Annotated in this window: 10 protein-coding genes; 5 read left to right on the top strand and 5 right to left on the bottom strand. The window is 68.2% G+C overall.

The window, feature by feature from the left end:
- Window positions 1–105 precede the first annotated feature (105 nt).
- From DL990_RS19850 to DL990_RS19835, 4 genes are all read right to left on the bottom strand, one after another.
- Window positions 106–1,056, bottom strand: a complete 951-nt coding sequence (locus tag DL990_RS19850) for an NAD(P)-dependent oxidoreductase (protein WP_125785193.1) — start codon at window positions 1,054–1,056, stop codon at window positions 106–108.
- A gap of 105 nt (window positions 1,057–1,161) precedes the next feature.
- Complete coding sequence (locus DL990_RS19845; protein ID WP_233598869.1) at window positions 1,162–2,136, bottom strand: alpha/beta fold hydrolase; 975 nt, start codon at window positions 2,134–2,136, stop codon at window positions 1,162–1,164.
- 320 nt (window positions 2,137–2,456) lie between these two features.
- On the bottom strand, window positions 2,457–3,842 hold the full coding sequence (locus DL990_RS19840; protein ID WP_199746479.1) for an NAD(P)/FAD-dependent oxidoreductase: 1,386 nt from the start codon (window positions 3,840–3,842) through the stop codon (window positions 2,457–2,459).
- Window positions 3,843–3,861: 19 nt separating this feature from the next.
- On the bottom strand, window positions 3,862–5,256 hold the full coding sequence (locus DL990_RS19835) for an NAD(P)/FAD-dependent oxidoreductase (protein ID WP_125799519.1): 1,395 nt from the start codon (window positions 5,254–5,256) through the stop codon (window positions 3,862–3,864).
- Window positions 5,257–5,460: 204 nt separating this feature from the next.
- Between DL990_RS19835 and DL990_RS19830 the strand changes: the two genes are divergently transcribed.
- From DL990_RS19830 to DL990_RS19810, 5 genes are all read left to right on the top strand, one after another.
- Window positions 5,461–6,849, top strand: coding sequence for an NAD(P)/FAD-dependent oxidoreductase (locus DL990_RS19830; protein WP_125799518.1), 1,389 nt, complete (start codon window positions 5,461–5,463; stop codon window positions 6,847–6,849).
- A gap of 60 nt (window positions 6,850–6,909) precedes the next feature.
- The gene (locus DL990_RS19825; RefSeq protein ID WP_233620517.1) at window positions 6,910–8,154 is read left to right on the top strand and encodes an NAD(P)/FAD-dependent oxidoreductase; all 1,245 of its coding nucleotides are present in this window, start codon (window positions 6,910–6,912) and stop codon (window positions 8,152–8,154) included.
- A gap of 12 nt (window positions 8,155–8,166) precedes the next feature.
- Window positions 8,167–9,570 (top strand): cation:proton antiporter, encoded by a 1,404-nt coding sequence (locus tag DL990_RS19820; RefSeq protein ID WP_125799516.1) that lies wholly within the window; start codon window positions 8,167–8,169, stop codon window positions 9,568–9,570.
- Window positions 9,571–9,646: 76 nt separating this feature from the next.
- Window positions 9,647–10,816, top strand: coding sequence for an acyl-CoA dehydrogenase family protein (locus DL990_RS19815; protein WP_125785200.1), 1,170 nt, complete (start codon window positions 9,647–9,649; stop codon window positions 10,814–10,816).
- Window positions 10,817–10,828: 12 nt separating this feature from the next.
- Window positions 10,829–11,266 (top strand): SgcJ/EcaC family oxidoreductase, encoded by a 438-nt coding sequence (locus DL990_RS19810; protein WP_125785201.1) that lies wholly within the window; start codon window positions 10,829–10,831, stop codon window positions 11,264–11,266.
- Between the two features lie 214 nt (window positions 11,267–11,480).
- Here the strand turns inward: DL990_RS19810 and DL990_RS19805 are convergent, their stop codons facing one another.
- Window positions 11,481–12,233 carry a class I SAM-dependent methyltransferase gene (locus DL990_RS19805; RefSeq protein ID WP_125799515.1) on the bottom strand — a complete coding sequence of 251 codons (753 nt, stop codon included), beginning with the start codon at window positions 12,231–12,233 and terminating at the stop codon, window positions 11,481–11,483.
- Window positions 12,234–12,304 lie beyond the last annotated feature (71 nt).

The raw sequence follows: 12,304 nt of genomic DNA, 5'->3' as shown, positions 1-12,304 counted from the left end.
GTTCGCGCCCGCCCCGAAGTCCGTGAAGGCCTCCTTGAGGGACTCTGGGTCTCTCAAGGAGGCCTTCACGGAACGGCCACCGGCCCACCGCGCAGCGCGTGGGACCTAGGCCGCGCGGAGGCCGGCCGGGGGGACGTCCCAGGCGGTGCCGCGGTGCTCGAGGTACCAGTCCACCGTCTTCGTCATGCCCTCCTCCAGCGTGACCAGCGATTCCGGCTCGATGCCGACGGAAAGCAGCGTCGAAACGTCGGCCGTGACCGGGGTGTTCGGTGTCTCGCCCGGGCGCATGGGCAGGTCGGTGATGCCGACGCGCGGATAGCCGCGCTGCTCGCACAGGCCGATGACCAGCTCCGCGACCTCGCGGATCGTCACCGAGTCGGCGGGCCCGATCTCGACCGTGTTCTCCAGCACCCGCCCCTCGGCGGCGACCTCCAAAGAGGACACCAGGGTGCGGGCGACGTCGCCGACCCACACCATGTCCGAGATCTGCCGTCCACCGCCGTAGAGCTCCACCGGGATGCCGGACAGCGCCCGGCAGACCAGCGCCGGGGTGATCTTGCGGACCTTGCCCGCGGCGAACGGCGGCGCGGCCTTCTGGCGCGGGCCGTAGGCGTTGACCGCGCGGACGCAGTTCACGCGGGTGCCGCGGTCGGCGTTGAACATACGGACGAACCGCTCGACCGTGGTCTTCGAAATCGAGTAACTGTTGTTCATCCAGTGGTTGCCGACGCAGATGTACACGCCGGGCAGGTCGTACTGGGCGACGGCCTCGAGGAAGTTCAGGCCGCCCATGACGTTGGTCTCCACCGCGGGGCGCGGATTGGTGATCGTCTCCTGGGTGCCCAGCACGGCGGCCAGGTGGATGATCCCGTCGCAATGCGCGGCGAGCTCGGTCAGTGCCGTCGCGTCACGGATGTCGCCCAGCATGACCTCCCACGGCCCGCCGTCCCCCTCGCCACGATGGTCGAACACGACCGGCGTGTGTCCTCTCGCGGCGAGTTCCTCGCAGACGTACTGCCCGATGAACCCGGTGCCACCGGTAACACCAACCTTCATTTTAGCCACCTTTGCCCGATAGGCTGGGAATTCCAGGACTTTTCCTTTTCGCAGAATCCCACCGGAGAGTCAGCCGGGACGCCTTCAATACTGCCTCCGAAGGATTCAGCCAAGGAACTTCTGCAGCGCGCCGATGACCTGAGCCGGCTGTTCCTCGGAAAGGTAATGCCCGGCCCCGGCGATCTTGACCACCTGCGGATCGGCCGCCTTGGCCGGCATCACCTGGGTGAAGTACTGATAATTGAACTCACCTGCGAGACCGAGCACCGGCATGGTCAGCTTCCCGTACGACGATCCGGCCGCGATGTCCTGGTTGAGCGTCCGGTACCAGCCGTTCCCGGCCCGGACGGCCTCACGCGTGTGGTAGGCCCGCGCGTACACGTTCCGGTCGAAATCGCTCACCGCCGACGGCGCCACCGAAAGCTGGTCGATCATCGCGTCCACCAGGTACCGCGAGCGACCGGAGACGAGCTGCTCCGGCAGGCCCTGCAACTGGTTGAACGTCCACCACCACGGCGAGAACTGGCCGGGCCCACTGGGCAGCAACGGCAGCTGATAGAGGCTCTTGTCGGGTGCGACCACGTCCATCAGCGCCAGTTTCCCGACCGCCTGCGGGTATTTGATCCCGTAGCTGTGCGCGACCATCGCACCGATGTCGTGGCCGACGATATCCGCCTTGGCGTACCCGAGCTTGGCGAGCAGCGCGTGGATGTCGGCGGCCATCGTCTCCTTGTCGTAGCCCGCCTGCGGCTTCGACGATCCGCCCATCCCACGGAGGTCGACGGCGATCACCCGGTGGTTCGCGGCCAGCGCCGGCATCACCTTGTGGAACGCCCACCACGTCTGCGGCCAGCCCGGCAGCAGGACCACCGGACTGCCGGAACCGCCGGCGACATAATGCAACCGGACGCCGTTGACGTCGGCGTGAGCGCTTTCGAATCCGCCCTGCAGCGAACGTGCGAGCGCCGCGTCGGAATGTCTCCAGCTCGTATTCGCGGAGGTTCCCGCCGCCGCGCCCCCCAGCAGTACCACCGCCGCGACCGCGGCCAGCGCGATCATGACCTTCTTGAACCTGCTCATGAATTCCTCTCCCACCGCCAGGGAAATGGTCATCGACACCTCAATGATCGGCCGGATGGGCCGAATGACGCATCTCGATTGTTGCGGAGGAGGAAAAACATTCACGGCCACCCGTACCGAACCGGCGTTTTCGCGTGACCGATCGGACGACACGCGTGATCCGATGGACGACACACGTGACTGGATGGACGACTCGCGTGATTGGGCGGCCGACTCGCGACCGTGCGCGTGTCGGCCGCACAATCACGCGAGTCGGCCGTCTGATCACGCGAGTCGTCCATCCAGTCACGCGAGATCGCCGTTCGCGCGCTAGGGCAAGGTCACGCCGCGCGCGACTCGCTGCCCGGGCGGGGCAGTTCCGTCACCGTCGCCTCCGGCGCGGGACGCCGCCGGTTGGCCCGCAGCACCTTGCGCACGATGCCCGGCTTCATCAGCGCGGTCGGCGGGTCGACCAGCCCGGCCACCCGCATGAACGCCGCCGTGATGTCAGGGTCGATCGTCGCCGCGTACTGGACCTTCGCCATGTACGCGTTGCCCATCTTGACCTTGAGCGTCCGCTTTCCCTCCACGCCGGGGAAGTCCAGGTCGCCGCTGGTCGAAATGTCCCACGGGTCGTTGACGACTTTGCCGATCTCGCGCAGGAATCGCCGCGAGTCCGGTTCGGACCGGCGGCGGAGGTGTTCGCGCAGCGCGATCGCCTCCATCGACGCGACCGTCATGCCCTGGCCGTACACCGGGTTGAAGCTGCAGAACGCGTCGCCGAGCACGAACAGCCGCTCCGGGAACCGCTTGAGCCGTTCGTACCGCCGCCGCAGGCTCGCCGGGAACTTGAACGTCACCGGCTCGATCAGCGGTTGCGCGTCCTTCACCGCTTCGTAGATCTCCTTGGCGGGCAACGACTTCACGTAGTCGAGATAGCCGCGTGCGTCGGTCGGCGGATGGTCGCCGAGGATGCCGGTCAGCGAAAGGATGCACTCGTCTTCGTTGACCTGCCCGAAGAACGCGCCCCGCGGATGCGCGGGCGAGGCGACCGGGTTGATCGACTGCCAGCCGCCGAACATCTCCGGCCGCTTGCGGAACATCCGGGTGGTGTAGGCCAGCCCGACCTTCACGCGCTCCTCGGCCGGCCGTTCGAAGCCCAGTTCCTCCAGCCAGACCGGCGTGCGCGTACCTCGTCCGGAGGCGTCGACGACCAGGTCCGCGCCGAGGCGTTCCTCCGGCGAGCCGTCCCTCGCCTGCACGCGGACCCCGATGATCCGCTTGCCCTCACGCGTGGCGAGCAGGCCGTGGACGTCGGTGCGTTCGCGATAGGTGACGTTCGGCAGAGCCGCCGTGCGCAGCCGCAGATGATGCTCCAGCACCGGGCGCAACGCGGTGATCGACGGCAGCCCGCTGTCGGCGGGCATGACCTGCTTCCCGTTGAAGTACCACTTCATCCGCGCGAGATCGCCGACCGGGACGCCGGAGTCCCGCAGGTCGTCGAGCAGGTTCGGGAAGAGCTCTTCGAGGATGAAGTAGCCGCGCGCGTGCAATCCGTGCGCGTGCCAGGTGTGCGGGGTCCCGCGCCGCGGTTTGTCCACACCGAGCACCTCGTCGCGGTCCACGACCACGACTTCGCGGTAGAACTCGGAAAGCACTCTCGCCGCCAGGGTGCCGGCGACGCTGCCGCCGATCACCACCGCGCGTTTGCCGACGGGTTCGTTCATGACCATGGCTCCTTGGTGCTCAGGCCGCGAGGTCGCCGGACGAGGGCGGAGCCTGGCCGATCGTGGCGGTGGGGGCGAGAGGTTCGGCCGTCTTGACGCGCCGTGCGGTGCGCAGCACGCCGACCACGAGACTCGGCCGCATCAGCGCGGTCGGCGGGTCGACCAGGCCCGCGGCCCGGAAGAACGCCTCGGTGAACCGGCCGTCGACGGTCGCCGCGGAGTGCAGCTTCGCCATGTACGCGTTGCCCATCTTGACCTTCAGCGGGCGTGGGCCCTCGACACCGGGGAACGCGAGGTCGCCACCCGCCGAGATGTCCCACGGCACGTCGATGATCGGGCTGATCTCCTTGAAGAACCGCAGCGGCCGCACGCCACCGGCGTCGAGATGCGTGGCCAGCTGGGCGGCCTCCATGGCCGCGACCGTCATGCCCTGGCCGTACACCGGGTTGAACGCGCAGACGCCGTCCCCGATCACCAGCATGCCTTCGGGGAAGCGGCGCAGCTTGTCGAACCGGCGGCGGACGCTGGCGGGCACCTTGAAGCTGGTGATCTCGCTGATCGGCTTCGCGGTGCGGACGGCCTGGTAGATCTCAGGCGCGTCCAGCGTCTTGGCGAACTGGAGGAAACCCTCGGCGTCACGCGGCGGGTGGTCGCCGAGCAGGCCGGTCTGCGACAGCAGGGCGACGTTCCCCGGCAGGTTCACGAAGAAGGCGCCGCGCGGGTTCGCGGGCGAGGCGACCGGGTTGATCGCCAGGTCGTCGCCGAACGGGTCGGTGTCCAGCTCGAACAGCCGTGAGGTGTAGGCGAGATCGATCTTGATCTTCTCTTCGGCAGGCCGCTCGTAGCCGAGTTCCTCCAGCCACACCGACGAACGGCTGCCGCGGCCGGTGGCGTCGACGAGCAGGTCGGCGAGGATCGTCTCGGGTTCGGCGTCGTCGCCGGTCACCCGCACACCGACGACCCGCGAGTGGTCGTCGGTGGCGACCGGCGACTGGATCACCGTGCGCTCGCGGACCTCCACGTTCGGCAACGCGACGACGCGTGCCCGGACGTGCTCTTCGAGCTCCGGGCGGGTCGCGGACACACTGAGCAGCCCGGAGTTCTTCTGCCGCAGGCGTTTGCCGTTGAAGTACCAGCGCAGGCTGCCGGAGAGGTCGCCGCTGGGGATACCGTTGTCGGTCAGCTCCGCTTGCAGGCCGGGAAAGAGGTCTTCGAGGATCTGCTGGCCGCGGGCGAGCAGCGCGTGCGCGTGATGCGCCTGCGGCACGCCGCGGCGGGTCCCGGCGACGCCGACGATCGTGTCACGCTCGACGATCACGACGGAGCGGTAACGTTCCGAAAGTACGCGGGCGGTCAGCAGGCCGGCCATGCCGCCGCCGAGCACGACGGCGCGTTCGCCAAGGTATTCGCCCATCGCGGGATTCCTCCAATAGGGTAGTCGGCCGGGCCGTCGGAGTCCGACACGTGAAGAATCGTCGTCCGCCCGCGGCCGGGCGGCGTCTCTTCGACTGCTGCTTCCCAAAGCGTTGTGCGGCAACGTGTTCTCGAGCGGCTCTCCATTCCCGGTTGTTAGCGTCGATCAAGTAATTCCGGCTGTCGGCGTAGTTGGAGAGGTGTCATGCGCGCAAAGACCCGGATCCTCGTGATCGGCGGCGGACCGGCGGGTTCCACCGCTGCCGGGCTTCTGGCCAAAGAGGGATTCGAAGTCACCCTTCTCGAGCGGGAACATTTCCCGCGCTACCACATCGGCGAATCGCTGCTGCCCTCGTGCCGCCCGATCCTCGAACGCCTCGGCGTCTGGGACAAGATCGCCGCGGCCGGGTTCCAGCCCAAGGGCGGCGCCTACTACTTCTGGGGACCCGAAGAGTGGGAGGTGCGCTTCCGGCCGCACGGCCGTGACGGCAGCACCAGCGCGTGGCAGGTCATCCGCGCCGACTTCGACAAGATCCTGCTCGACCACGCGCGCGAGGTCGGCGTCGAGGTCCACGAGGGCATCGCGGTGAAGAAGCTCGACTTCGACGGCGATCGCCCGGTCGCGGCGCACTGGGCCGAGGCGAAGAACCCGGCCAACGCCGGCCGGATCGAGTTCGACTACCTCGTCGACGCCTCCGGCCGCGGCGGCGTGATGGCCACCAAGTACCTGAAGAACCGCAAGTTCCACAACGTGTTCCGCAACGTCGCCGCCTGGTCGTACTGGAAGGACGCGAAGGAACTCGACCGCGGGCCGCGTGGCGCGATCACCGTCGCCTCGGTCGGCGACGGCTGGTTCTGGGGAATCCCGCTGCCCGACGGCACGATGAGCGTCGGGCTGGTCACCGGCCGGGACTCGTTCAACGCCGCGCGCAACGAACTCGGCGGCGTGGATCCGGTGTACCACAAGGCGATCGGCGACTGTCCGGCGATACAGCAGCTGCTGGTCGAGGCCGAGCAGGTCACCGAGGTCAAGGTGGAGCAGGACTATTCGTACGCGGCCGAGCAGTTCCAGGGCCCCGGCTACCTGCTCGCCGGCGACGCCGCCTGCTTCCTCGACCCCCTGCTGTCGACCGGCGTACACCTGGGCACCTACAGCGCATTGATCGGCACCGCCGCGATCAGCAGCGTCATCCGCGGCGAGATCGGCGAACCCGAGGCCTGGGACTTCTACGAGGTCGTGTACCGCCGCGCCTACGAGCGGCTGCTGGTGCTGGTGTCCACCTTCTACGAGAGCTACCGCGGCAAGGAACACCATTTCTTCCGGGCACAGCAACTGTCCGAAAAGGACTGGGCGGGAATGGACGTGCAGGCCGCGTTCGACCGGTTCGTCACCGGCATCGCCGATCTCGAGGACACCGAGGACGTCTACCGCCGGATCCAGGGTCACCTGCTCGGCGAGGAGAGCGGCAAGCACAACCCGCTGGACAACCTCAACCGCGTCCACGAGCACAAGCAGGCGCCGGAGAAGCCCGAAAAGGCGATCAACGGGCTGTACCTGAGCTATGAGCCGCAGATCGGCATCCGGCGCGCGTGAGCGCTGCCACTCCTCCACCGGCCTAGGGAAAGGGTCCTCATGTCAGCCACGCTTCACGGTATGCCCGAGCGGTTCGACGTCATCGTCATCGGTGGCGGCCCGGCGGGCGCGACCTGCGCCGGTCTCCTCGCGAAGGAGGGGCGCACGGTCCTCGTCCTCGAGCGCGAACGGTTTCCCCGCTACCACATCGGCGAATCGCTGATCCCGGTCGGGATGCGCCCGCTGCAGGAACTCGACCTGCTCGAACGTATGGAGGCCCGCGGCTTCGAACGCAAATACGGCGGCAGCCTGGTGTGGGGGAACCGGGACGTGCCATGGAACTTCTCGTTCATGAAGGCCGCGGAGGGCACGTACGCCTACCACACCCGCCGCGCCGACCTGGACACGCTGATCCTCGACCGCGCCCGCGAACTCGGCGCGTACGTCGTGGAGGAGACGACGGTCAAGGACGTACTCCAGTCCGACACCGGCCGGGTCACCGGCGTCCGGTTCGCCCTGCGCGGTTCGGCGGGCGACTACGAGGCCAGCGCCTCGCTGGTCGTCGACGCGTCCGGCCAGTCCCGCGTGATCGGCCGGAAGTTCAGCGACATCACCTGGCACAACGAGCTCCGCAACGTCGCGGTCTGGACCTACTACGACAACTGCGACCGGCTGCCCGGTGACGAGTGGACCAACATCCTCATCGAAGGCACCGCCGACGGATGGTTCTGGGGCATCCCGATCGACAAGGGCACGATGAGTGTCGGCTACGTGACCAAGTCGGACCTCGCCAACGCGGACGACCAGTCGCTGGAACAGCTCTTCCTGAGCGAGCGGGACAAGACCACCAGGCTCAAGGGACTGCTGGCCAACGCCCGTCAGCACGCGGGATACCGGACGGCGCGGGACTGGTCCTACACCAACGAAACCTTCTACGGCGACGGCTGGGTGCTCGTCGGTGACGCCGCCGCGTTCGTCGACCCGCTGTTCTCCACCGGTGTCGCGCTCGCGACGCTGGCGGGCAGCTCACTGTCCAAAGTGGTCCACCAGGTCCTGGAACACCCGGCCATCGAGGAGAAGGCGCTCGACCGGTACGCCGGGAACTACCGTGCGTTCTTCGACGAGATCCGTAACTTCGTCGAGCGCTTCTACGACCGGACCAAGTACAAGGAGTACTACTACGACCTCGCACAGGAGGTCGTCGACCCGGAGCAGCTCCACGCGCCGAGCGTCGACTTCGTCACGCTGGTCTCCGGGCTGTCGGGCAAACACCCGCTGTTGAACATCAGTCTCGACGACCTGATCGCGAACGTCACCGAACCCTGAGCGGGGACCTTGATGGTGGAGATCAAACCCCGCACCGGCTACCGGGCACTCGGGGTCTACATGGGACTGGTCGTGGTTCCCGTCGTGGTCGCGATCATCCTGCTGGGACAGGGCGACGACGGTGACGTCGTCGCCACGGCGAAGGCGTCCTCCGGGCCGTCGCTGGCGCAACTGCTGCTGGCGATCGCCGTGGTGGTCGGCTTCTGCAAGGTGGCGGGCTGGCTGACCCAGCGGATCGGGCAGCCCGCGGTGATCGGCGAGATCACCGCGGGCGTCCTGCTCGGCCCGTCGGTGCTCGGCGCGCTGTGGCCTTCGGGCGCGGCCGTGCTGATCCCGCCGTCGGTGGTGCCGCAGCTCAACGTCGTGGCACAGCTCGGCGTGATCTTCTTCGTCTTCCTCGCCGGGCTGGAACTGAACACCCGGCTGCTGCGCGGGCGCGGGCGGCTCGCGCTGGTCGTCAGCCACGTCAGCATCGCGCTGCCGTTCCTGCTCGGCGTCGGGCTCGCCATGCTCGCCTACACCCGGTTCGCCCCGCCCGGCGGCGGTTTCCTGCCGTTCGCGCTCTTCTTCGGCGTGTCGATGAGCATCACGGCGTTGCCGGTGCTGGTGCGGATCCTGCACGAGATCGGGCTCTTCCGCAGCGAGATCGGCGTGGTGACGCTGACCTGCGCGGTGGTCGACGACGTGACCGCGTGGAGCCTGCTGGCGCTGGTGATCGCGCTGACCACCGCGTCTTCGCTGTTCGGAGTGGTACTGACGGTCTTGCTGACGGCGGCGTTCGTCGCGCTGCTCGGCCTGGTCGTCCGGCCGCTGCTGCGAAAGCTCGTGACGCGGGTTCCGGTGGCGAGCCTGCAGAAGGCGGCGCCGCTTTCGGTGGTCGGCGTGCTGGTGTGCGCGATGGCGACCGAGTGGATCGGCGTGCACGCGATGTTCGGCGCGTTCGTGTTCGGCGTGGCCTTCCCGAGGGACAACCCGATCGCGACGTGGCTGCACGACAAGGTCGGCGGACTGACGACGGCGTTGATGCTGCCGTTGTTCTTCGCCTACAGCGGGTTGCGCACCGACATCGGCCTGCTTTCCGGCGGCGGCGCGTGGCTCTGGTGCGGCGCGATCCTGCTGGTGGCCGTCGCCGGCAAGTTCGGCGGCTCGGCGCTGGCCGCCCGTGCGGTCGGCGAGAACTGGAACCGCTCGCTGCAGGTGGGCGCGTTGATGAACTGCCGCGGCCTGACCGAACTGGTCGTCCTCAACATCGGGCTCGACCTCGGCGTGCTGTCCCCGACGCTGTTCACCATGCTGGTGATCATGGCGCTGGTCTCGACCGCGATGGCGGCGCCGATGGCGACCTGGTTCGCCCGGCGCGACGGCCAGAACGTGGTGGATTTCCTCGACCGCACCTCCGAACGTGCGGCAGCTTGACGCACCGGCAAGCAGGAAGACGCGACGTCTTCCGACCGCTGCGAAGCTGGAACAGTCGACGATCTAGGAGGTCAAGGTGTCGAGCACCGATGTTCCGACGCGGGAGGAACTGGTTCGCCGCGTGGCCGAACTCGCCCCCGCATTGAAGAAGCACTCGAACTGGCAGGAACAGAACCGGCGGGTGCACGAGGAGTCCATCGAGGCACTGGCCGACGCCGGCGTCTTCAAACTGCGCCGCCCCAAGCGTTACGGCGGCTACGAAGCCGACACCCGGACCCTGGTCGACGTCGCCACCGAGATCGGCCGCGCCGACGGCTCCACCTCCTGGGTGGCCTCGGTGTACTGGATCCCGACCTGGATGGCCTGCCAGTTCCCGGAGGCCGTGCAGGACGAGGTGTTCGCCACCCCGGACGTCCGCGTCTGCGGCACGCTGAGCCCGACCGCGATGGCCGCTCCGGTCGACGGCGGGGTCGTGGTGAACGGCAAATGGGGTTTCATCAGCGGGGCACTGCACGCGCAGTGGCAGGAGATCATCGCGATCCTCGTGCCGCCGGAGGGCGAGCCGTACCCGATCATGGCGCTGGTGCCGATCTCGGATCTGCTGATCGTGGACGACTGGGACACCTCGGGTCTGCGCGGCACCGGCAGCGTGTCGACGGTGGCACAGGACGTCTTCATCCCGGCTGAGCGGGTCCTCCCGCTGCCCGCGGTGCTGGAAGGTCAGGGCGCCGCTTCGGCCTCGATCTACCGGGCGCCGCTGCTTCCGGTCGCCTCGGCGTCCTCGGTGGGGACGCTCGTGGGGATGGCGAAGGGCGCGCAGGACACCTTCCTCAAGCGCCTGCCGGACCGCAAGATCACTTACACGGCCTACGATTCGCAGCGCGAAGCCCCGATCACGCACCACCAGGTGGCCGAGTCGGCGCTGAAGATCGACGAGGCCGGGTTCCACGCGCATCGTCTGTCCACTTTGGTCGACCGGAAGACCGCGGACGGCACGCCGTGGAAACTCGAGGAACGCGCGATCGCACGGGCCGACCTCGGCGCCGTGGTCCGCCTCGCCAAGGAAGGCATCGACATCCTGGCCGGCGCTTCCGGCGGTTCGTCGGTCTACCAAGGCATTCCGATCCAGCGCATCGCCCGCGACGTCGCCGCGGTCAACCTCCACGCGCTGATGCACCCCAACACCAACACCGAGCTGTACGGCCGCGTGCTCTGCGGGCTCGAGCCCAACACCCTTTACATCTAGGAGGATCCGCCGATGACCACGACCGAAACCGGCACCGCCGCCGACCAGGCGGCGATCGCGGCACTGACCCAGAAGGTGATCGCCGCGTGGGCCTACCACGACGCCGACTCCTTCGCCGGCGTCTTCACCGAAGACGGCACGATGATCCTTCCCGGCGTCTACAAGAAGGGCCGCGACGAGATCCGGTCGTTCCTCGTGGAATCCTTCGAAGGCAACTACAAGGGCACCCAGGTCACCGGGCGCCCGCTGGAAATCCGGTTCTTCACCCCGGACTCCGGCGTCCTGATCACCCAGGGCGGCGTGCTCGGCCCCGGCGAGACCGAGGTCGCGGACTCCCAGTCGATCCGTGCCTCGTGGACGGTCGTCAAACGGGACGGCGGCTGGCAGCTGGCGTCCTATCAGAACACCCCGGCCAAGCAGCAGCTGCCCAAACCCGGCACGGCCGCCTGACCCTCCCCACCTCGGAACCCGGGCCTCCCTCCTCTGGGCCCGGGTTCCGCCCTGTCCGGGTCCGGCCGGCCGGAGGTGGCGGGCGGTTGCGAAAGTGGCTTTCGCGACACGTCCCAGCGTAGCCACGCGCCCGGCCGACATCGGTACAGGTGGTCGTGAGTGGCGATTCGGGTTAGAACCCGAATCGCCACTCACGACCACCCCGGCCCACCACCTACCCGATGGCGAAGACCTCGACCGGATGCGGAATGCGAACGTGCCCCGCGGAGAGCGTCCCCAGCTCGCCGACGGCGCCGAGCAGCTCCGCGCGGCTCGTCCCGCCGTGCCACGGCTGGTGCCGCGCGAAGGTCAGGAACTCGAGAAGACGGTGCGCCGGCTCGGAAACCGGCACCGCGATCTCCGCGCCCACGGTGACGGACCGGAACTCGATGCCGAACCGCGCCAGTTCCTCCGCGAGCGTCTGCGCGAACAGCGGACGCGTGACGCCTTGCCGCGCGAGGGATTCCGCGAAGGGACCGTTCAGCCGGTTCAGCGGGGTCACCGCCACGATCAGGACCCGGTGCCGGTTGCGGGCCTCCTTCAGCACGGCCATACCGTCGTCGGCGTCGAGGTAGCACAGCGACTGGACGAACAGGCCGTACTCGGTCGGCGCGATCCGGAAGTCGGCGACGTCGGCCATGCTCGCCGTGAGCACGCTGTGGCCACGCACCTTCGGCAGTCCGGTCAGCTCCGTGCGCAGCCGTGCCACCGCTTCGCCGTTGGTGTCGACCCCCTGGAACCACACCGTTCTCCGCGGCACCCGCGCGATCAGCTCCAGTTCGAACATGCCGAACCCGCAGCCGTACGACGTGAGTTCGAGATCGTCGCCCGCACCGATCAGTCTCGATGTCTCCTCGACCATCAGCCGCTGCTGATCGGTCAAGCTCCGGAAGGTGGCATTGCAGGTGTTGTAGTCCAGTTCGTCCATCAGCACTCCCCGGTCCAGGCCACTGAAACACCGAAGCCGTGGCGCGCAGGCGTCACGGCTTCGGTGTTCGA

Origin of the sequence: Amycolatopsis sp. WAC 01416 (genome assembly GCF_003947485.1) — a bacterium.
In the GTDB taxonomy this organism is placed as follows: Bacteria; Actinomycetota; Actinomycetes; order Mycobacteriales; family Pseudonocardiaceae; genus Amycolatopsis.
This window is presented reverse-complemented; position numbering and strand designations above follow the sequence as displayed.